This is a genomic window from Flavobacterium sp. (assembly GCF_043773265.1).
Taxonomy (GTDB): domain Bacteria; phylum Bacteroidota; class Bacteroidia; order Flavobacteriales; family Flavobacteriaceae; genus Flavobacterium.
Genome location: NZ_JAYVFH010000065.1, coordinates 1 through 21,654, shown reverse-complemented (window position 1 = coordinate 21,654; position 21,654 = coordinate 1). Strand labels below are relative to the sequence as shown.

Here is a 21,654-nt window from a genome sequence, read left to right as displayed (position 1 = left end):
TTCCAATCCGAATTGTTTCACCGCCGCAACTGAATCTCCGCCGCCAACAAGTGAAAATGCTCCGTTTTCTGTTGACTCTGCAATATATTTTCCTAATTCAATTGTTCCGTTGGCAAAATTTTCCATTTCAAAAACGCCCAATGGTCCGTTCCAAAGAATTGTTTTTGAATCGATTATTACCTTTTTGAAATTGGCTAACGACTTTGGTCCGGCATCTAAACCTTGCCATCCATCGGGAATTTCTCTAACATCTATAATTTGAGTTTCGGCATCATTTGAAAATGCATTTGCAGCAACAACATCAACTGGAATATGAATTTGAACTCCTTTTTCTTTGGCTTTTTGTAAAATTTCTAATGCTAAATCCATTTTATCATCTTCACATATTGAATCTCCAATTTTTCCGCCAAGTGCTTTAACGAAAGTAAAAGTCATTCCGCCACCAATTATCATATGGTCTACCTTGTCAAGAATGTTTTCTATAACTGTAATTTTAGAAGAAACTTTAGAGCCACCAAGAACTGCTGTTACTGGTTTTACTGAATTGTTTAAAACTTTATTTAAACTTTCAATTTCTTTTGCAAGAAGTAAACCAAAACATTTTTTTTCTAGAAAAAACTGCGCAATAATTGTTGTTGAAGCATGTGCTCTGTGTGCTGTTCCAAAAGCATCATTTACATAAATATCACCAAGAGAAGCCAATTCTTTAGCAAAAGCAACATCTCCAGCTTCTTCTTCTTTATAAAAGCGTAAATTTTCTAGAAGTAAAACTTGTCCCGGTTTTAAATTTAACGCTGCATTTTGGGCAATTTCACCACGACAGTCTGAGGCAAAAAGAACATCAATTCCTAATACTTCTGAAGTAGTTTTTATTATGTGTTTTAATGAATATTTATCTTCTTTTCCGTTTGGTCTTCCTAAGTGTGACATTAAAATTACACTTCCGCCATCGGCAAGAATCTTATCTATTGTTGGTTTTGCTGCTTCAATTCTATTTACATCAGTTACATTGAAGTTGTCATCTAATGGAACATTAAAATCTACTCTTATAAGAGCTTTTTTAGAATTGAAATTAAAATCGTTTATAGTTTTCATTGCATTTATAGTATTTGTGGTAATTAATTTGCAAATATAACCATTTTGTTTTTCATGTTAACAAGTTACAGGTTTATCATCCAGTAAAATTTTTGCTTCTAAATGCTCTTTCTTTGTAGGCATTTGGTTTACGAACTGAACGTAAACCGTTTTCATAGCGAATAATACCTCCAATCTCTATTCCATAAAAAAGAGAAGGAAACATATTTTTCCTGTGCATTATTGATTTTAATATTCCGTGAACTAATACACTAATAATCATTGTTTGTAATTGCTTTATTCAGGTTAATATTATTTACAGATAAAATCCAAATCTTATCTTGATAAGTATCATTTACTTTAGAAAGATAAAGATTTATTGCTTCTAGTTCTTTTGATGTTTTTGAAAGGTAAACATAACGGTATTTATTGATTTTATTTACAAAATATTTTGCTTCAATACCTTTAGATTTTAATAAACTAATGAATTTTTCTGCATTTTCTGGATTAGAAAACACATTTGCAACTATATAATATCCGCTTTCTTGATTAGAAATTGTTACTGTTCTTATTTCTATTTGTTCTTCTTTTTTATTGTTTTTATCAGCTTCAGAAAGTGCCTGTTTTTTTTGAGTTAAATTTTTAGTAGAATAACCTTGTTGTGAATCGGCAATCATTTCTCTTCCTGCTGGAATTTCTTTTATTATTGTGTTTTTTATAACCTCTTTCTTAGATTTAACTACTTTAGGAACAGAAACAATTGGATTGTCATTAACAATAATTGGTGTTGCATTTGGATCTGTAACCTCAACATTAAAAGCGGTGAAAAACATTAAATATCTATCTCCAGAAGATTTTAACTTGAGTGTTGCTTCTTTAATATTATTACCAATTACAGTATTGTTTGGGTTAGGAATTGTTATTAAGCAAGTGTCATAACCCAATGTGTTTTTACTGTCTGGAAATCTATTGGTAAAATATTTATTTTCAATTGTAATTGAACTGTTAAAAAAGTTTCCTGTTTTTCTTAACGGATTACTTAATGCTACAAAATCTTTTATATTTCCAGTTGTATTAAACAGCAATTGATCTCCAATCATATTGTTATCGCCTTCTAATGCTGCGCATGCTATTTTTGCTTTTACAGAACCTTGAGGCAATGTTTCGAAACCATTGAAAAGTATTTCTGTAGATTTGTCTGTAACGCCAGCAAAACCATCAAAACTTGTTATAAACTTTCCGCTCATTTCTTGATCTTCATATACAAAAAAGATTGTCCAACCACCAGCAACTCCACCACTTAACATACCTTGAGTTGCTTTGACATCAGCAACTGTATAAACTCCCGAAGCATTTGATAATTCTTTTACATAAGATGTAATGTCGGCGTAAACAGCATAAGGCGCAAATTCTTTAAATTCTTTTTGGTTTACTCCGTCAAAAATTGTTTCGCCTTTTATTGTTGTATAATTTTCGCTGTTTGGAAACTTAACTTGCACTCTATTAAACGAATCTCTTGTTGGATTGTCTGCTACAAATTTACCAATTTTTTTTTGATAACCACTATTGTATTTATAAGTTGCTGACCAATAAAGTCCAGCATAAAGTATTTTTTTATTGCTATTATTATCAAATGTTAGTTCAGCACTACTTGAAGAAAAAGTAGATTGATCATCATCTATATCAATATATTCCATAGTGTACTCATCATTAAGCTTGGCTGAACTTGTGTGATTGTAATACGGAACATTTGAAGTGTTTTCATAATCAACTCTATTTGTAATATTATTGGCAATAACTGTCATGTCGCCTTTTACGAAAGATTGATACCTCATTTTAAAAGGCATAGAAAGCTGAGAATAAGAAAATAAATTACATAAAAATGTTGCAACTAAAAAAGTTGTAACTTTTATTCTATTAGTATACATAATTGTAAGTTTATAGTTTTGGGTACTTTAAAACGAACTCGATAATTGTTAATAACTTTTCAAAAGTAATAATTTGTGTCGTTTAACCGAAATTTTAATCGATAAAATGCGTTTGTTTTAATTTTATAAGTGTTTTTTCCTATTAAACTTGATTTTTTGTGTTAATAAACCTACAGTATTGTTTTGAAAACAAAAACAAAATGCTACAATTGCTATTTTATTTTATCTTTGCTTTATGCATTTTTCAGAAATATTAGGTCAAGAACACATCAAAAATCACTTGATAAAAAGTGGAGAACAAGGAAGAATTCCTCATGCGCAATTATTTATCGGACCAGAAGGAAGCGGAACATTGGCTATGGCAATTGCTTATGCTCAATATATTGTTTGTGGTAATTCAGGCAATGAAAATACTAATGGAAATGAATCGTGCAATATAAAATTCAATCAACTTGCTCATCCTGATTTACATTTTGTGTATCCAACAGTTGTTACAGATGATGTAAAGTCTAAGCCAAAAAGTTTAGATTTTATAAAAGATTGGCGTCAGTTTTTAAATGAAAATCCTTATGGAGGTTTGTTTGATTGGTACAAACTACTTGGTGTTCAGAACAAACAAGGAGAAATTCGTGTTGATGATGCACAAGAAATTCTAAAAGCATTGGCACTAAAATCATTAGAAGGAAGTTATAAAATAATGATTATTTGGATGGCTGATAAAATGAATATTGCTGCGTCTAATAAATTATTAAAACTTCTAGAAGAACCAACCGACAAAACTGTTTTTATATTAATTTCTGAAAACGAAGAGGATATTATTCAAACCATTCGTTCTAGATGTCAAGTGTTGCATTTTAATGGTTTGCCAGAAGCTGTAATTACCAAAGCTTTAATTTTTCGTGAAAACATAGATGAAAAAATTGCTGTTAAAATTGCGCATCAAGCCCAAGGAAATTACAACAAAGCGTTACATATTATTAAAGAAGATGACGAAGATTATGCTTTTGAAAAGTGGTTTGTAGATTGGGTTAGAACTGCTTTTACTGCGGCAAATAAAAATCCCGATAAAGGAAAAGCTGCTATTTTAGAATTGATTCTTTGGAGCGATCAAATTGCCAGTTTGGGTAGAGAAACGCAAAAGAAATTTTTAAACTATTGCATTGATATGTTTAGACAAGCTTTGCTATTGAATTATCAAGTAGATAAATTAGTTTATGTTGAGCCAACAGTTGAAAAATTTAAATTAGAAAATTTTGCTCCATTTGTAAACGGAAATAATATTTCGGAGATTTTTAAGGAACTTTCAGATGCTTCTTATCATATTGAACGCAACGGAAATGCCAAAATTATTCTTACTGATTTGTCTATAAAACTTACTCGATTGATTCATAAAAAGTAAGTTATAACAATATTATCTTTTATTTAAAACAATTTATTAAATTTAGTATTTTGAATAAAATTGATTCAATCTTAGATGTTTTTTCTACTTATTAAAATTCAAGTAAAATTAGATTTTAATAAAATAATCCTAACCCAAACTAGCTTTAAACATCCTCAATTCTTCCCAAGAAAATACATCGCCAAGTTGTTCTTTCAATGGTGTTAATGATTCTTCTTTGTAACCAAAAAATGCTTTGGTAAGTGTTTCTATTTTATCTTCTGGCATGATGTCGTTTATGCTAACGGCTTTGTCTTGAATTAGTTTGGTGAAATGCCCAAGAATTGTTCCTTCGGTAAGTTTTCTCAAAGCGGCAATTTCTGAAATAGTGTTTTTTTCAATCCAAAGTTCATAAGTAATTTGTGTTGTTGCTTTTTTAGGTGTTTTATCAGTACTTTTTTTCTTTGGTAAATAGTAACTTACATCTTCTTTTTCTTCAATTAAATTTACATTGTTGTTTTTATAATCTTGAAAAACGCGTTCTATTTTATTTATTCTATAGGTTTTTGTTAGAGTCGAGTTTAAGGTTTCTTTGCTAATTGTTTTTCGTTCAATTATAGTTTCAATCATTTGCTTGGCCTTAATCAATCGCAAGACTGTTTTTAACTGTAATTCTTCTAAAATCACTAATTCATCATGAAATTGTTTAACTAATTTTATTCTTTTTACTTCTTCAATTTTATATAGAATTTGATATTCTAATTGATCTAGTTTTTCAAAAAAATATAAATAAGCAGCTTGCATTCTATCGTTTATAAACAAATAATCTACATTATCTGTAGCAAATAATTTATTCAATTGCGACATAAATTTATTGGCTGGATCAATCAAGCTTTCACACAATTCCAATTGCTCTGTTGCCCAATTGCTGTGTTTAGATTTTATTGATTTATCACTTTCTAAATAGCTAAATTTATGGTTGCGCCATTCTTGGGCCAAATCAATCCAGTTAAAACTGTTTCTTAAATAATTATGAATAAAATTTTGAGTTTCAAGCTGTAATTCGTGCTTTAAAGTATCAACCGATGCTTTGTTAGAAGCATAATCCATAACATCATCATCATTAGAAATACCATTCATTTGAAGCGGAGAAAGCAAAATTAATCCATTTAAAGAGCGCAATCGCGAAAGTGCAACATATGCTTGTCCTGGAAGAAAAACCTGCGAAACATCTAACGCAGCTTTGTCAAAAGTTAATCCTTGACTTTTATGAACAGTTATTGCCCAAGCCAACTTTATTGGATAATGTGTAAATGTTCCTAAAACTTGTTCTTCTATTTCTTTAGTGTTTTCATTCACAAAATAGCGAATGTTATGCCATTCATATCGTTCTACTTCAATTGATTTATTTTCTTCAGGAAAATGAACCCAAATTTCATCATCTGAAATAGTTTTTATTACACCCATTTTTCCGTTAAAATAATTTTTTTCAAATGACAAATCGTTTTTAATAAACATTATTTGAGCTCCAATTTTTAACTCTAAATTTTGTTCTAACGGAAAAATTTTATCTGGAAAATCGTCAACAATTTGTGCTTTATAAATTTTAGCTTTTCCTTCCAAATCATTTAGCGATTGTGAGTTAATTGTATCAGCTTTATTGTTGTGGGTTGTTAGTGTTATATAACCTTTATTGGCTTTCAAATCAAAGTTGGGTTGCACATATTGATTTAAAAAAGATATGTTTTCATTGGTTATCTTATTGTTTCTTAGATTATTAAGTAGATCAATAAAAACCTCATCCGATTGTCTAAAGATTTTGGACAATTCAATGTACAATGGTGGATTTTGTTGAATAACATGAGAATGAAAAAAGAATTTTCCTTTATAATAATTGCGCAATGTTCTCCATTCTTCATCACGAATTACTGGCGGAAGTTGTAATAAATCTCCAATAAAAAGAACTTGAACACCACCAAAAGCAGTTTTGCGTTTGCGAACACTTTGCAACATAAAATCTATTGCATCCATCAGATCTGATCGCAACATACTTACTTCGTCAATGATAAGCAATTCCATGTTTTGAATAACTTGCCGTTTTACAGCACTCATTTTAAAATGGCGACGCAAAGTGTCTTTAGATTCAAATTTTAAATTTTCCGAAAAGTAAGCTTCAACATTATTTGCTGGAATAAAACCACCGAAAGGCAATTGAAACATAGAGTGAATTGTAACTCCACCAGCATTTAACGCGGCAATTCCGGTTGGTGCAACAACAACACAATTTTTATGTGTAGTTTTTATTATTTCTTTTAGAAGTGTGGTTTTTCCTGTTCCAGCTTTTCCAGTTAAAAAAATGGATTTGTTGGTTTGGTTAATAAACTGCAAAACATAATTTGCTTCGGCTGATATAGTTTCCATTGGCTTTTATTTAGAAAAACAAAGGTAAAATATTGACTTTCAATTTACAAATAAAAAAATTCCAAATTCTACATATAATTGTAGTAGAATTTGGAATTTAATAAGTTGGCTTTGTTTTATTTCTTAACGGCTGCCGGTTTTTCTTCTTTTTTATCTTCCGATTTATATTTATCGTTAATTTGTTTTAACAAGTCCTTGGTGATGTCGTAGCTGTCTTTTGCAAATAATACTGTTGCAGCTTCGCCGGTTCCAAAAACATAATCATAACCTTTATCCTTGCCATAATCTTTAAATACTTTTTTGTATTTAACAACCAAACTATCCATTTCTGTGCCACTTTCGCCTTGTAGCTGTTGTAACATTCCTTGTTGAGCATATTGCAATTGTTGTTCTTTTTGTTGTAATTCAGCACCTTTTTGTTGTGCCCAAGCTTGACCATTTGCCATAGCGTTTTTCTTGAAATTTGCTGCTTCATTTTCAAATTTTGCTGCTTCAGCTTTTAGTTCAGCGCCCATTTCTTCGGCTTTAGCTTTATATTTTGCTTCAATGTCTTTGGCTTCAGTACTTTCATCCATTATTTTTGAAGTATCAATATAAGCAGTTTTAAATTCGTTTGTAGTTGCCGATTGATTGCAAGAAATTAGTGAAATTGAAAGTACAAGAATTGCGATTATTTGTTTCATTATGATTTTATTGATTTTTAAATATTTGCCAAAAATATAAAATTTTAATTTGAAATTGTAAAAAATTATAATCTTGGTTTGATTTTAGGACTATTAGTTATTATTATTGATTTGTTTTATTATATAATTTTTATCTATCAAAACCAGCTTTAAATAAAGACGTTTAATTGAACTTCTCTTTTTGGGCTATGTTATTTATGTTTTCTTTTGTTTTGGTTTAAAATTCGCTTTCAAAATTGTTTTTAGCGTTTTTGATGACATAAATGTGTGAAGAATATTCAGAATTTTTGTTTCCGTACCAATTTGACTTCAATCCAATGTAAAAAGCTTTGATGTAATTCATTTTTCCTGTTTTATATTTTTCAGATAATAAACTTACATAAAAACTGTCAAATTTCATTGGAAGCACTTTTACCAATTCTAAACTTTGAACAGCAAATAATTTTTTTATAGCCGTTTTAGAAAAATGCCACAAATGAATTGGAATGTCAAAAGCTGCCCAAAATTTTCCATAATAATTGGCGTCAAAGGAATTAAAATTTGGAACTGCAATTAAAATAGTTCCAGTTGGTTTTAACAATCGCTTTAATTCTGAAATTTGATTTTCTAAATCTGGAACGTGTTCTAGAACGTGCCACATTGTAATTACATCAAATGAATTGTTTTCTAATTGTGACAAATTATTAACAAATGAAACTCCTTTTTTAATGGCAATTGCTTTGGCTTTATCACTTGGTTCTGTTCCAAAAGTTTCCCAACCATCGTTTTTAGCAACCGCTAGAAAATCTCCAACTCCTGCTCCAATGTCTAAAATTCTTCCTTTTGTAGATTGCGAATTGATTAGTTTTAACTTGTTTTTTAATGCAATTGATTTTACAAATTGATACATTTTCTCAAACATACTTTTGTTTCCATCGGTATGTGAAATGTAATTTACACTTTCATAATAACTAGGAAGTTTTTCTAATGATGGTTGAGGATTTGTAATTAGCATATCCAAATCAGCATCGTGAAGTAATTCAAAAGTTTCTTGTGAAACTGAATAATCTTTAACGTTTAAAAAGTGTTTTGTGTTTGATAAATTCATAAAAATCTCTTTATTAATAATGCTTTACAGAACTTGTTTCACGTGGAACATTTGAAGGTACGAATTACAAAACACGAGGTTAGACGTTTAAATTTAGTACTTCTATTATCGCAAATCGTACTTAAACTATCTTCCCATATAAACAAGCAAAACCGAAATATCGCTTGGAGAAACGCCACTAATTCGTGATGCTTGTGCAATTGTTGATGGTCGTATTTTTCCTAATTTTTGCTTTGCTTCTATAGACATAGATTTAATTAAATTGTAATCAAAACCGTCAGGAATTTTTAAATTTTCTAATCGTGTTAATTTGTCTGCGTTGTTTCTTTCTTTTTCGATATAACCCGAATATTTAACTTGAATTTCTGCTTGTTCTAACACTTCTCGATCTAGATTGTTTTCTTGAACATAGTTGGCAACTTTATCAAACTTCAAGAAATCATCTAAATCTATTTGTGGTCGAGAAAATATTTTAAACATTTTATCTGACTGACTGATAACAGCGCTTCCTTTTTCTTCAAGAATTGGGTTAGCTTCGGCCATTGTAAGGCTAGTTTCTTTAAAATAATTAACCATTGCGTCGCTTGCAGCAAATTTTTCTTCCATTCTGCGCAAACGTTTTTCTGATGCTAAGCCAATTGCATAAGACATTGGTGTTAATCTGTTGTCGGCATTGTCTTGACGTAAAAGCGTTCTAAACTCTGCTCTTGAAGTAAACATCCTATAAGGTTCTTCTGTACCTTTAGTGATTAAATCATCAATTAAAACGCCAATATAAGCTTCGTCGCGTTTAAGAATCATTGGTTCTTTTTCCTGAACTTTTAATGCTGCGTTAATTCCTGCCATCAATCCTTGTGATGCAGCTTCTTCATATCCAGTTGTTCCGTTTATTTGTCCTGCAAAATACAAACCTTCTACTAATTTAGTTTCTAATGTGTGTTTTAATTGTGTAGGTGGAAAATAATCATACTCGATTGCATAACCTGGACGAAAGAATTTAACTTTTTCAAAACCGGCGACTGTACTTAATGCTTTAAATTGAATGTCTTCTGGAAGCGATGTTGAAAAACCGTTTACATAAACTTCGCAAGTATTCCATCCTTCTGGTTCTATAAATAATTGATGTCTTTCTTTATCTGCAAATCGATTTATTTTATCTTCTATTGATGGACAATATCTTGGTCCGAGTGATTTAATTCTTCCATTAAACATTGGAGAACGATCAAATCCTTCGCGAAGAATATCGTGAACTTCTAGAGAAGTATATGTCATGTGACACAACCTTTGATGTACTAAAGGTTTAGTTTCATCAGAATATGAGAACTTATCAGGACGAATGTCTCCTGGTTCTTCAATCATTTTAGAATAATCTAACGAACGTCCGTCAACTCTTGGTGGCGTTCCTGTTTTCATTCTTCCTGATTCGAAACCTGCTTTTACTAAATCTTCAGTAATTCCATAAGCTGCGCTTTCTCCTGCTCTTCCACCGCCAAATTGTTTTTCGCCAATGTGAATTAATCCGTTGAGGAAAGTTCCGTTGGTTAACACAACTGATTTGGCTTTAATTTCAATTCCTAGCGATGTTCTAATTCCTTCAACTTTGCCGTTATTGATTATTAATCCTGAAACCATTTCTTGATAAAAATCTAGATTTGGAGTTCGCTCTAACATTAATCTCCATTCTTCTGAAAATCGCATTCTGTCGGATTGAACTCTTGGCGACCACATTGCTGGACCTTTTGATTTGTTAAGCATTTTGAATTGGATAGCAGTTTTGTCTGAAACTATTCCAGAATAACCGCCAAGCGCATCTATTTCTCTAACAATTTGTCCTTTAGCAATTCCGCCCATTGCTGGATTGCAAGACATTTGGGCAATGTTCTGCAAACTCATTGTTACCAATAAAGTTTGCGAACCCAAATTAGCTGCTGCTGCTGCTGCTTCACAACCTGCGTGTCCTGCTCCAACTACTATTACATCGTATGTGTTAAACATTTTTTTTCTCTTCTAACCTCTCCAAAGGAGAGGAATTGTTAGTTTTAATAAATTGCCTCTTACTAGAAGAGGAATTATTGTTGTTAAAATTGTTCCACGTGGAACTTTATAAAAATTCAATACAGAAAATCTTTTAGCCCTGATTGAAGTGGTAGCTCTTGTTGATTTTTTTCAACAAGACTAAAACGTAAAGCAGGAATTACCAATACAGACAGAGCCCAAAAGATTCGCTTCTAAAAAATACTAATGTTCCACGTGAAACATCTTGATTTTTTCGTCTTCTTTGGCTCGCATTAATTGCTCGTCTTGTTCGTTTTTGTCTTTGTAACCGCAATAATGCAAAATGCCATGAACGAGAACTCTTTTTAATTCTTCTTCGAAAGTTACATTGAAATCTTGAGCGTTTTCTAGAACTCTTTCTATAGAAATGAAAATGTCTCCGTGTAATTCATTTCCTACAGAGTAATCAAATGAAATTATATCGGTTAATGTGTCGTGATCAAGATATTGTTGGTTTAAATTGAGCAAATATTCATCATCGCAAAAGATGAAATTAATGTCGCCTTCTTTTTTGTTTTCTGATTGAATTACCAATGAAATCCAGATTGAAATTTGGTCTTCATTGGATAATTCAAAATCGTTTTCGTAATTAAAACTTATCATTGATCTTGAAATATTCTTGAACTTTTTGATTAAAATTCGAGCGCAAAGGTAAGGTTTGTCTATTTAAGATTTCAACACTATTTAAATATTCTTGAAGTCGAGTTGGCAAAGCGTTAGTTGTATTGATAAATTCTTTCTTATTGGTTTCTCCTTGACGCTTTTTTTCTTGACCTTGTTGTTGGACTGCTTTTTCTAATTTTAGCAATTCATATTTAAGGTTGAGCATTTTTTGCATAACTTCATTATTAAAACCCTTATTTAATAATTGCTTTTCTATTTGCTTCATTTGATCGAGTGCGTTTTGACCAGAACCACCAATACCTTGTTTGTTCAATTCGTTTTGTAATGCTTCACGTAGTTGTTGTTGCTCTTTAAATATTTCCATTATTTTTTGAGCTTCACCTTCGCCTTCTTCGCCGTTTTCTCCCTCACCATTTCCATTTCCACCACTTTTACCATCTTTTCCATCTTTACCTTTTCCATCTTTACCGGTTTTACCATCTTCTTTTCCGCCTTCTTTTTCACCTTCTTTTCCCGAATTTCCTTCTCCTGGTTTTTGTCCGGGTTTCATTCCTTTTTTCATTTTCTCACCCAAACCTTCTTGCTTTTTTATTATGTCAGGAAGTTGCATGCCAGAACCTTGTCCTGGCTTTGGCTTTCCTTTTCCAGAACCAGGCATTGACATTGACATTTGCATATTGTTTAAAGTAAGCTCTAACATGTCTGCCAATTTATTAGCCGCACTTGTTGCAAATTGTTGATGAGAAATGCCTTTAGGAACATTAGCTTCTGCAAGAGTTTCTAGTGATTTGTCTACATTATATTGAACATTACCTACTTCGGTTGTAACATTTTCTGCTATTTTTGGATTTCTTAATGATAGTGCAAATAAACTATCATCAACGTGCTTGAATTGTTGTTTTAAATTTTGTTGGATTTTTAAATTTTTATTAAACGATGGTGAACCGCGTTTTAAACCTTTAAATTGTTTCATAACATCTTCTTGAGAAAAAGAGTATGCCAAAAGATTGTCTAATATTTGGCGTAACATTGCTGCGTCTTCTTCCATTTGTTCTTGTTCTCCAGCTTCCATACTTTCGGCCATTTCTTTGCTCATTTGCTTCATTTTTTTAGAAGCACTTTTCTGTTTAGGTTTAGCACTTGCTTTAGATTGTTTTTTTAATTCCTCTGAAGCATTTTTTAAATCCTCATCAATACTTTTTTCTTTTGGAGCTGTATCTGGAAGTTCTACTGGTGTTTTTAATTCTTCATTTTCTTTTTCTAAATCTTTTAATTCTTCTTGTATTTTATCAAACTCTTTGTTGATTTCTTCTTGTTTCTCTGTTGAATTTTCTTTGTCGTTTTCAGATAATTTATCTTGTTTTTCTGAAAGTTTATCTAACTTATCTGCAATTTGCTGTGCTTTCTTTTCAACATAATATTTCTTGGTAAGTTCTACCAATTGCTGTAAACTCTTAGTTTGATTTTTACTTTGCTGTTTTAGTTTGTCCATTTTTTCAAACAACTCTTCTTTTTGAATCTTTTCATTAAGTTCTTTTAATTCATCAAGCAATTTTTTATTCTTTTCAAAATCTTTGTCAACTTTTTCAAGGCGTTCCTTTAATAAATCTTTAAGTTCATCTTTCTTGTCGGTTTTGACTTTTTCGAGATTGTCTTTCATTTTCTCAGCAAATTCTTTCATCATTTCGTCTTGTTTCTTCTGACGCTGAATAAAATCATTTACTTTTTGTTGTTCTTTAAACTCAAGATTGTCTTTTTCTTTACCCATTTTTTGCAATTTCTCCATTTCGTTAAATTGTTTTTCTTGGGTTTTTAAAGATTTCTCTAACGAATTGATGTTATCATTTTGTTGATCAAGCATTTGGTCTTCTTTTTCAACCTCTGTTGATTCTCTATGTGAGAAAACAGAAGATTTAGTGCTTTTATAATTGTGTAAAGCATCATTATCAAAAACTTCAAAATAATATTCGTAAGCTACGCCAGATTGAATTGGCAAATTGCTTGGAAAAGTAAATACAAACTGATCATAAATATCACTTTTTACTTTGATTGCTCCACGTTTAGCATTATTAGGATTGTCTTTTGGGTAATATACTATAGATAGTTTTGAAAGTCCATAATCATCTGAAACTTGACCTAAAACAAAGTTTTTTTCTATTTTTAAACTGTCTGGTGCATTACCAACTGATATTGTTGGAAATTGATCTTTTATAACAGAAATTTGGTAGTTAAGTTTCTCATAATTAGCAACTTTTTTATTAGAAGTACGAATTTGATAATCAGTATTTTGAGTAATACTTTTAGATAATAAAAAAGTGTTTTCTTGTTTAGAAAAAGAAGCTGTTACTGAGTCTTGAACATAATCTACTCGTTGCGTTGCAAGTGTATTCATTTTCCAAGTAACTCTAGTTCCTTCGGGTAAAACTGCATTTCCTGTACCTTTTATTATTTCTGTTTTTTTATTTAAATATCCTGGAAAATTCAAAACCATTTCAAAATTGGCGATTGATGGAACTGTAATTACGGAAAGTTCATAATTATTAGACGAAACATCATTAGCTTCAATATGAAATTCAACATTCTCTTTAGGTTTTGGAATTACAAATTGAAATTCTCCAGCTTTGTTACTTTCCATAAAATAACTTTCTTCGCCAATAAAAATCATAGCGTTTTCTGGTACAATTTTTCCGTTGGTTTTTACTTTTAAAACAAAGTCTTTGTTTTGTTCTGTTTGTAAATTTTTATTTAAAACTTGAAATTCAAATGGTGCCGGAGGTAAAAATTGTTGTTTGTAATTAACCACTCGATTGAAACTTTGCGATAGAATATCACTTTTTCCAGAAAGCAGAAAAAACAAAAAGAACAAAATTGGAATTATTGCTAGTGGTAAATATTTTTTATTAGTTCCAAAATTTACTGCGTTTCCAAACGGAATTGGTTGCAATGTATTTGCCTTTTGATCTATTGATGCGAGAAGTAGTTCTGAATTTTTCTGATGACCATCAGAATCTCTCGAGAGTTGTAAAAAATTGGTCAACTTATCGCCTACTTCGCTAAAATGATTTCCTATAATTGTGGAAGCATCATCAAAGTTGATACCTTTTTGGAGTTTGAATAATTTAAAAATTGGAAACAAGATAAATCTAAACAACAAGAAAAGTTCTACCGCAATGAATGTCCAGAAAAGAATTGTTCTTGCTGTTGGTTTTAACCAAAGGAAATATTCTACAAATAGTGTAAATATAAAATACAATAAACCAATTCCTACGAAGAAAATTGTTCCGCGAAGTAATTCGTTTGTATAAAACTTTTTAATAAACTGTTCTAGTTTACTGTATATTAAATTTTGATTTTCCAAAATTGATTCTCATTTGTTTATAACCGATAAAAGTAATAATTTCTCGTTACAATAAAAGTTAATTCTTTATTAAAGAGAAAATTATCAATTTTAGATGCTTTAACATTTCGTTTTTTCGTATTTTTACACTATAAATTCAAATCTTGAATGGAAAAATTATTCGATTTACTTTCTAAACATAATGCAATTTCAATTCCGCTTTCGCTAGAAGAAGAGCAAGGAATTTTATACGAATATGTTTATGCAACCAATAAATTGGAAGGAAATCAGTTAACTTTAATTCAAACAATTGAACTTTTTAAAAGTGATACAATATCTGGAAACAATATTAGAACATCAGATATTTTAGAACAAAAAGGAATGTACAAAGCATTAAAAAGAATGTTGCTTGGAGTGAAAAATAAAGAAGCATTATCTATAAATTTACTTTTAGAATTGAATTGGTTAAGTATTGGAAGTCTTTGGAACGATGATTATTACTTAGATGCTAAAGAAAAAGGTCAAGAAAAAGGAATTTTTAAAGTTAGCCCAAACGTCATTTCAATAAAGAAAAACAATAGAGAAATTGAAAAAATAATGCCTTTAAGTTCTCCAAATAATGTTACTGAAAATATGAATTATCTAATTGAAAAAGTTAATTCAAGTGATAAAAACGTAATTGACAAAGCAGTTTTTTTGGCTCAAGAAATATGGTTACACCAACCATTTGTTGATGGAAATAAACGAACTGGACGACTTTTAATAAATTTTTTATTAATGAAAGCAGGTTTTCCATTGTTTACTTATAATCATCCAAATTTAAATTATAATAGTTTGCTTGTGGAACAATATTATGATAAAAAAACCAGATTTAATTAAAAATTATATTGTTGAAAAATTGACTTCAAAATTAGAAACTTCCATTCTTTCTAATTTAAAAATTAAGAAGAATGGAAATGGTTTACGATTTATGTTGTAAATTTTAGTTTTAAAAACTTCTCTCTTCCATCTTCCATCTTCCAACTTCTCATTATCTTTGCACACACTTCGATATTTCGACAAGCTCAATATAAACTTGACTAAATTTTATTAAGAATTAATTATAATTACAAAAAATGTCTAAACAAATTCGTGTTCGTTTTGCGCCTTCTCCAACTGGAGCTTTACATATTGGTGGTGTTCGTACTGCTTTATTTAATTATTTATTTGCCAAAAAACATAATGGAGTTTTCTTTCTTCGTGTAGAAGATACAGATCAAAACAGGTTTGTTGCTGGTGCAGAAGAATACATTCTTGAAGCTTTAGAATGGCTAGGAATTTCGCCAAGTGAAACAGTTGGAAGAAATGAAAAATTTGGTCCATACAGACAATCTGAAAGAAAAAATTTGTACAAACAATATGCAGATGAATTAATTGCATCTGGAAATGCTTACTATGCATTTGACACAGCAGAAAGTTTGGATTTGCATAGAAAACAGCACGAAGAGCAAGGAAAAACATTTATTTACAATTGGCATAATCGTGAAAAATTAGATACTTCGTTAGTAATTTCTAAAGAAGAAACTGATAAAAGAATTGCATCTGGCGAAGATTATGTTATTAGATTTAAAACTCCTGTTGATGAAACTTTGCATTTGCAGGACATAATTCGTGGTGATATTAAATTTGAAACCAATTTACTTGATGATAAAGTTTTGTTTAAAAGCGACGGAATGCCAACCTATCATTTAGCAAATATTGTTGACGATCATTTAATGAAAACATCTCACGTAATTCGTGGTGAAGAATGGTTGCCAAGTATGCCATTGCACGTTTTATTGTATCGTTCATTTGGTTGGGAAGCACCACAATTTGCTCATTTACCATTGATTTTAAAACCTGTTGGAAACGGAAAATTATCTAAACGTGATGGCGATAAACTAGGGTTTCCTGTATTTCCTTTGCAATGGGAAACTGATGGAGTTCTTTCGTTAGGTTACAAAGAAAAAGGATATTTTCCTGAAGCTGTAATTAACTTTTTAGCTTTGTTGGGCTGGAATGACGGAACTGAACAAGAATTATTTTCATTGGATGAATTAGTAGAAAAATTCGATTTAAATAGAGTTCATAAAGCTGGAGCAAAATTTGATCCTGAAAAAAATAAATGGTTTAATCATCAGTATTTGCAAAAGCAAAGTGATGAGAGTTTGGCGGAAACATTTGAAAAAGATGTAATTCAAAGAATAGGAAAATGTGATTTCTCCTTTGTCGAAATGACAAAAATTACGTCTTTAATAAAAGAAAGAGCTAATTTCGTTTCTGAATTTTGGGAATTGTCAGATTATTTCTTTGTTGCTCCAACATCATACGATGAAAAAGCTGCTAAAAATTGGAAAGAGGAAACGCCAAATTTAATGCAAGAATTAAAATCAGTTGTAAATTCTATTGATGATTTTACATCTTTAAATATAGAAACTATTGTAAAAGATTGGATGAACAAAAACGAAATTGGAATGGGAAAAGTAATGCAACCATTTAGATTGAGCTTAGTTGGTGCTTTAAAAGGTCCACATTTATTTGATATAGTAGAACTTATTGGTAAAGAAGAAACTGTTAAACGATTGGAAAAAGCAATTACTAGTTTGTAACAATTACTAATTATTTTACCGCAGATTCGCAGATTTAATAATTAATCTAAGAATCTGCGGTTTTATATTGTTTACAAATTAAATAATATTTGTGCACTAACAGTTCCAATATTTCCTTTAAAATCTTTGTTGCCATTTAGCACTTTTAAAGTTGTGTCTTTATTTAAATTGTTTAGTATATTATTTACTCCATATTGATAAAAAATAACACCTCTTACTTTTTTACTTCCAGCAGAAAGTCCTAAATAAAAATTTCCATTAATTTTAGTAACATCAAGTATTTGATCTGCCTGAAGTAGTGTTCCTTTTATTACATTTTTATTATCAACATCTTGAACAGTCATTTTTCCGTTTACTTGTAAAACTGGACCGAAATCTAAAGAAACATGATCTTTAACAACGTTGTAACTTAATAACAATCTAACCTGTGCTCCAGACAAACTATATTCTGTATCTTTTTTTAATGAAGAAGTGGTGGTGGTTTCTAACGAAAACTTATTAATAAAAAATTGCATTCCAAAAATCATACTCCAATTGTTATAATAATTTCCTCTAACAGAAAGTCCTCCATTGAAACCAATTCCGGGTTTTGAAGTAAAATTAGAAGTAAAAAGTGTAGACTGAGAAACGCCACCAGTTAAACCAATTCTGTTACCATCTTTGTTATTGTATTGGGCCGAAATTGTGGTAGTAATCGTTAAAAATAAAAGTGTGAAAAAAGATTTATTCATCATTAAGTTATTAATTTGTAACAAACATACATTTTTATCGTATAATAACTACATTAACAACTTAAATATTATATATGAACCCAATTATTATGATTTTATTAGCATTAGGATTATTTATTCTTTTTGCTTCGTTCTTTACTGTTAAACAGCAAACGGCAGTTGTAGTAGAACGTTTTGGAAAATTTACAAGTATTAGAAACTCTGGTTTGCAACTTAAAATTCCTATTATTGATAGAGTTGCTGGTAGAGTAAATCTAAGAATTCAACAGCTTGATGTTATTATTGAAACTAAAACTAAGGATAACGTGTTTATCAAAATGAAAGTTTCTGTTCAGTTTAATGTTATTCAAGATAAAGTGTATGAAGCATTTTATAAATTAGAATATCCACACGATCAAATTACGGCTTATGTATTTGATGTTGTTCGTGCCGAAGTTCCAAAACTAATTCTTGATGATGTTTTTGAGCGTAAAGACGATATTGCAATTGCGGTAAAACGTGAATTGAATGAGGCAATGTCAACTTATGGATATGATATTATTAATACTTTGGTAACTGATATTGATCCTGATTTACAAGTTAAAAATGCAATGAACAGAATTAATGCTGCTGATAGAGAGAAAACGGCTGCCGAATTTGAAAGTGAAGCACAACGAATTAGAATTGTTGCTAAAGCTAAAGCTGAAGCCGAAAGTAAAAAACTTCAAGGTCAAGGTATTGCAGATCAACGTAGAGAAATTGCTCGCGGATTGGTAGAAAGTGTTGAGGTTTTAAATTCTGTTGGAATTAATTCGCAAGAAGCTTCTGCACTAATTGTTGTAACACAACATTATGACACGCTACAAGCTATTGGTGCTGACACAAATTCTAATTTAATATTATTGCCTAATTCTCCACAAGCAGGAAGCGATATGCTAAATAATATGGTAGCAAGTTTTTCAGCAAGTAACCAAATTGGTGAAACAATGAAAAACCAACCCAAACGTATTAAGAAAAAAAATGATCACACTTCGACAGATTATAATCCGAGTGACACAACTGATCCTTCCGACGAAGTTTAATTTTTTGAAAAAAAATAATCTTAAAGAGAGTTTACAGAAATGTAAGCTCTTTTTTTATAATAATTTTCGTCCAAAAACCAAAATAAAACGATTTAAGAAATGTTATTATTAATTTGGTAAAACTTTATTACAATTTTTTTTAATGGAATGAAAAGACGTTTGTGAAAGCCATTTTTAATAACAAAATTCTATTGAAAATAAATAGTAATAGAAACTTTTTATAAAAGAAAAACCCAACATTTCTGATGGGTTTGATATATAAAATTTATTTTAATATTATTCTTTACTTTCTACTTTTGCCCAAGTATCTCTTAGACCAACAGTTTTATTAAAAATTAATTTTTGAGCTGATGAATCTTTATCAACGCAATAATATCCTAAACGTTGAAATTGAAATCTATCACCATCTTTAGCCGAAGCTAAACTTGGTTCTAAATATCCTGTAATTACTTCTAGCGAATTTGGATTAATGTATTCTTTAAAATCTACTTCTTTATCACCATCAGGATTTTCGTGTGTAAATAGTCTGTCATATAAACGAACTTCAGCTTCAATTGCATGTTTTATAGAAACCCAATGAATTGTTCCTTTTACTTTGCGTTGGCTTGCTTCTGTGCCACTTCCACTTCGCGAATCTTCATCATAAGTACAATGAATTTCAGTAATATTTCCCTCAGCATCTTTTACAACTGATTCTCCTTTGATGATATATGCATTTTTTAAACGAACTTCTGTTCCTAGAGTTAAACGAAAAAATTTCTTATTAGCTTCTTCTTGAAAATCTTCTCTTTCTATATATAATTCTCTTGAAAATGGTACTTGTCTATAACCTAAACTCGCATCTTCTTGACTGTTTTCTGCTTCTAAACTTTCTTCTTTTCCTTCTGGATAATTAGTAATTAGCAATTTCACAGGATTTAAAACCGCCATGACTCTTGGAGCTGTTTTGTTTAAATCTTCACGAACACAAAATTCTAAAAGCGAAACATCAATTAAATTTGTACGTTTTGCAATTCCAATAGTATTAGCAAAATTAGTAATAGAAGTTGGTGTATAACCACGTCTTCTCATTCCAGAAATGGTACTCATTCTTGGATCATCCCAAGAAGTAACATGTTTTTCTTGAACCAATTGCAATAATTTACGTTTAGAAACAACAGTATGCGAAAGGTTTCTACGAGCAAATTCTCTTTGCTTTGGACGCACTTTAGTGCTAATTGACCCTGAACTTGATTCAGAGTAAATTTGGTCTAAAAACCAATCATATAATTCACGATGAGGTAAAAATTCGAGCGTACAAAACGAATGTGAAATTTGTTCTAAGTAATCACTTTCTCCGTGTGCCCAATCATACATTGGATAAATACACCATTTATCTTCGGTTCTATGATGATTTGCATGTAAAATGCGATACATAATTGGATCGCGCATCAACATATTATTAGAAGCCATGTTAATTTTGGCACGAAGAATATGAGTTCCTTCTGGAAATTCGCCGCTTTTCATACGATTAAAAAGGTCTAAATTCTCTTCAACAGAACGATTTCTATATGGAGAATCAGTTCCTATTGTTGTTGGCGTTCCTTTTTGTTTAGCCATATCTTCAGACGATTGACTGTCAATATAAGCTTTTCCTTTTTTAATAAACTCAATTGCCCAATCATATAATTCCTGAAAATAATCTGATGCATAACATTCGTTATCCCATTTAAAACCAAGCCATTCAACATCTTTTTTTATTGCATCAACAAATTCTTGCTCTTCTTTGGCAGGATTAGTATCGTCAAAACGCAAATTTACTGGCGCATTATAATTTATTCCTAATCCAAAATTCAAACAAATTGCACTTGCATGACCAACATGCAAATATCCATTTGGTTCAGGCGGAAAACGAAAACGTAGTTTATCTTGTGATAATCCGTTTTTTAAATCTTCTTCTATAATTTGTTCAATAAAATTTAAAGACTTTTCTTCTGTTGACATATAATTTTTTGTAATTTTAGCAAAGATAAAAATTTAGATGATAGAATATAGAGAATAGATACTTTATAGAGAATAGATACTTACTTTTTTAATCTATTACTACTGTAAACTGTTCACTGAACACTGAAAACTAATAAAATGGGAATAATAAAATTAAAAAACATACGCACTTTTTCTTATCACGGTTGTCTTGTTGAAGAATCTAAAATTGGATCGGATTATATTGTAAATCTTGAAATTAAAACAGATTTAAGAAAATCTTCTGAAACAGATGAGCTAAAAGATACTGTTGATTATGTGCTTCTTAATAAAATTGTTGTAGAGGAAATGGCAATTAGATCTAAATTATTAGAACATGTTGGGCATAGAATAATTACTAGAATTTTTAAAGAAATAGCTTCGGTTTCTAGAATTATTGTCGCCGTTTCTAAAATAAATCCACCAATTGGTGGTGATGTTGAGCAAGTTACAATTGAAATGGAAGAATATAGAAATTAAAAATTTTAACTTTTAAAAGTATATTTTTCTAAATGGAATTTGGAATTTGCTTTTTGGTATTTTTGTTTTATATTTGCAATCCAATAAATAATTGGCGTCGTGGCCGAGCGGCTAGGCTGGGCTCTGCAAAAGCTCCTACTCCGGTTCGAATCCGGACGATGCCTCAA

16 protein-coding genes and 1 tRNA gene are annotated in these 21,654 nt (G+C 30.4%); 6 read left to right on the top strand and 11 right to left on the bottom strand.

Features of this window, described 5'->3' with window-relative positions; genetic code table 11:
* The 3 genes from ACH2BO_RS03585 to ACH2BO_RS03575 form a co-directional block, all read right to left on the bottom strand.
* Nucleotides 1-1,095, bottom strand: a 1,095-nt coding sequence (locus tag ACH2BO_RS03585; protein ID WP_395043386.1) for a phosphoglycerate kinase, incomplete at its 3' end; no start/stop codon positions are given.
* A gap of 76 nt (nucleotides 1,096-1,171) precedes the next feature.
* Nucleotides 1,172-1,357 carry a hypothetical protein gene (locus ACH2BO_RS03580; protein WP_395043385.1) on the bottom strand — a complete coding sequence of 62 codons (186 nt, stop codon included), beginning with the start codon at nucleotides 1,355-1,357 and terminating at the stop codon, nucleotides 1,172-1,174.
* Nucleotides 1,347-3,002 (bottom strand): SPOR domain-containing protein, encoded by a 1,656-nt coding sequence (locus ACH2BO_RS03575; protein ID WP_395043384.1) that lies wholly within the window; start codon nucleotides 3,000-3,002, stop codon nucleotides 1,347-1,349. The genes ACH2BO_RS03580 and ACH2BO_RS03575 overlap by 11 nt, the downstream gene beginning before the upstream one ends.
* Nucleotides 3,003-3,237: 235 nt before the next feature.
* Between ACH2BO_RS03575 and ACH2BO_RS03570 the strand changes: the two genes are divergently transcribed.
* On the top strand, nucleotides 3,238-4,401 hold the full coding sequence (locus tag ACH2BO_RS03570) for an ATP-binding protein (protein WP_395043383.1): 1,164 nt from the start codon (nucleotides 3,238-3,240) through the stop codon (nucleotides 4,399-4,401).
* 129 nt (nucleotides 4,402-4,530) lie between these two features.
* On the opposite strand, the gene ACH2BO_RS03565 is transcribed toward ACH2BO_RS03570, so the two are convergent.
* From ACH2BO_RS03565 to ACH2BO_RS03540, 6 genes are all read right to left on the bottom strand, one after another.
* A complete protein-coding gene (locus ACH2BO_RS03565) occupies nucleotides 4,531-6,801 on the bottom strand; it encodes a helix-turn-helix domain-containing protein (RefSeq protein ID WP_395043382.1) in 2,271 nt (756 codons plus the stop codon).
* A 116-nt stretch (nucleotides 6,802-6,917) separates the two neighbouring features.
* A complete protein-coding gene (locus ACH2BO_RS03560) occupies nucleotides 6,918-7,484 on the bottom strand; it encodes an OmpH family outer membrane protein (RefSeq protein ID WP_395043381.1) in 567 nt (188 codons plus the stop codon).
* A gap of 217 nt (nucleotides 7,485-7,701) precedes the next feature.
* Nucleotides 7,702-8,571, bottom strand: a complete 870-nt coding sequence (locus ACH2BO_RS03555; RefSeq protein WP_395043380.1) for a class I SAM-dependent methyltransferase — start codon at nucleotides 8,569-8,571, stop codon at nucleotides 7,702-7,704.
* 126 nt (nucleotides 8,572-8,697) lie between these two features.
* Nucleotides 8,698-10,566, bottom strand: coding sequence for a tRNA uridine-5-carboxymethylaminomethyl(34) synthesis enzyme MnmG (gene mnmG, locus ACH2BO_RS03550; protein ID WP_395043379.1), 1,869 nt, complete (start codon nucleotides 10,564-10,566; stop codon nucleotides 8,698-8,700).
* A 243-nt stretch (nucleotides 10,567-10,809) separates the two neighbouring features.
* Nucleotides 10,810-11,229 (bottom strand): rRNA maturation RNase YbeY, encoded by a 420-nt coding sequence (gene ybeY, locus ACH2BO_RS03545; RefSeq protein WP_395043378.1) that lies wholly within the window; start codon nucleotides 11,227-11,229, stop codon nucleotides 10,810-10,812.
* Nucleotides 11,216-14,608 (bottom strand): DUF4175 family protein, encoded by a 3,393-nt coding sequence (locus tag ACH2BO_RS03540; protein ID WP_395043377.1) that lies wholly within the window; start codon nucleotides 14,606-14,608, stop codon nucleotides 11,216-11,218. The genes ybeY and ACH2BO_RS03540 overlap by 14 nt, the downstream gene beginning before the upstream one ends.
* Nucleotides 14,609-14,755: 147 nt before the next feature.
* Here ACH2BO_RS03540 and ACH2BO_RS03535 point away from each other — a divergent pair, with 147 nt between their 5' ends.
* Nucleotides 14,756-15,466 carry a Fic family protein gene (locus ACH2BO_RS03535; protein ID WP_395043376.1) on the top strand — a complete coding sequence of 237 codons (711 nt, stop codon included), beginning with the start codon at nucleotides 14,756-14,758 and terminating at the stop codon, nucleotides 15,464-15,466.
* 236 nt (nucleotides 15,467-15,702) lie between these two features.
* The gene (gene gltX / locus ACH2BO_RS03530; RefSeq protein ID WP_395043375.1) at nucleotides 15,703-17,214 is read left to right on the top strand and encodes a glutamate--tRNA ligase; all 1,512 of its coding nucleotides are present in this window, start codon (nucleotides 15,703-15,705) and stop codon (nucleotides 17,212-17,214) included.
* Nucleotides 17,215-17,285: 71 nt separating this feature from the next.
* Here the strand turns inward: gltX and ACH2BO_RS03525 are convergent, their stop codons facing one another.
* Nucleotides 17,286-17,948, bottom strand: coding sequence for a PorT family protein (locus ACH2BO_RS03525; protein ID WP_395043374.1), 663 nt, complete (start codon nucleotides 17,946-17,948; stop codon nucleotides 17,286-17,288).
* A gap of 71 nt (nucleotides 17,949-18,019) precedes the next feature.
* Between ACH2BO_RS03525 and ACH2BO_RS03520 the strand changes: the two genes are divergently transcribed.
* Nucleotides 18,020-19,006: an SPFH domain-containing protein gene (locus ACH2BO_RS03520; RefSeq protein WP_395043373.1), complete on the top strand. Its 987-nt coding sequence runs from the start codon at nucleotides 18,020-18,022 to the stop codon at nucleotides 19,004-19,006.
* Between the two features lie 276 nt (nucleotides 19,007-19,282).
* Here ACH2BO_RS03520 and ACH2BO_RS03515 read toward each other — a convergent pair whose 3' ends face one another.
* Nucleotides 19,283-20,989, bottom strand: a complete 1,707-nt coding sequence (locus ACH2BO_RS03515; protein WP_395043372.1) for a glutamine--tRNA ligase/YqeY domain fusion protein — start codon at nucleotides 20,987-20,989, stop codon at nucleotides 19,283-19,285.
* Between the two features lie 138 nt (nucleotides 20,990-21,127).
* On the opposite strand from ACH2BO_RS03515, the gene folB reads away from it, so the two are divergent.
* Nucleotides 21,128-21,487: a dihydroneopterin aldolase gene (folB, locus tag ACH2BO_RS03510; RefSeq protein WP_395043371.1), complete on the top strand. Its 360-nt coding sequence runs from the start codon at nucleotides 21,128-21,130 to the stop codon at nucleotides 21,485-21,487.
* A gap of 93 nt (nucleotides 21,488-21,580) precedes the next feature.
* Nucleotides 21,581-21,651 (top strand) — tRNA-Cys (locus ACH2BO_RS03505).
* Nucleotides 21,652-21,654: the final 3 nt, after the last annotated feature.

Coding starts and splice junctions, on each gene's coding strand:
- mnmG (WP_395043379.1), bottom strand. CDS start 10,566: ATGTTTAACACATACGATGTAATAGTAGTTGGAGCAGGACACGCAGGT.
- ACH2BO_RS03570 (WP_395043383.1), top strand. CDS start 3,238: ATGCATTTTTCAGAAATATTAGGTCAAGAACACATCAAAAATCACTTG.
- ACH2BO_RS03520 (WP_395043373.1), top strand. CDS start 18,020: ATGAACCCAATTATTATGATTTTATTAGCATTAGGATTATTTATTCTT.
- ACH2BO_RS03535 (WP_395043376.1), top strand. CDS start 14,756: ATGGAAAAATTATTCGATTTACTTTCTAAACATAATGCAATTTCAATT.
- ACH2BO_RS03565 (WP_395043382.1), bottom strand. CDS start 6,801: ATGGAAACTATATCAGCCGAAGCAAATTATGTTTTGCAGTTTATTAAC.
- ACH2BO_RS03560 (WP_395043381.1), bottom strand. CDS start 7,484: ATGAAACAAATAATCGCAATTCTTGTACTTTCAATTTCACTAATTTCT.
- folB (WP_395043371.1), top strand. CDS start 21,128: ATGGGAATAATAAAATTAAAAAACATACGCACTTTTTCTTATCACGGT.
- ACH2BO_RS03575 (WP_395043384.1), bottom strand. CDS start 3,002: ATGTATACTAATAGAATAAAAGTTACAACTTTTTTAGTTGCAACATTT.
- ACH2BO_RS03515 (WP_395043372.1), bottom strand. CDS start 20,989: ATGTCAACAGAAGAAAAGTCTTTAAATTTTATTGAACAAATTATAGAA.
- gltX (WP_395043375.1), top strand. CDS start 15,703: ATGTCTAAACAAATTCGTGTTCGTTTTGCGCCTTCTCCAACTGGAGCT.
- ACH2BO_RS03555 (WP_395043380.1), bottom strand. CDS start 8,571: ATGAATTTATCAAACACAAAACACTTTTTAAACGTTAAAGATTATTCA.
- ybeY (WP_395043378.1), bottom strand. CDS start 11,229: ATGATAAGTTTTAATTACGAAAACGATTTTGAATTATCCAATGAAGAC.
- ACH2BO_RS03525 (WP_395043374.1), bottom strand. CDS start 17,948: ATGATGAATAAATCTTTTTTCACACTTTTATTTTTAACGATTACTACC.
- ACH2BO_RS03580 (WP_395043385.1), bottom strand. CDS start 1,357: ATGATTATTAGTGTATTAGTTCACGGAATATTAAAATCAATAATGCAC.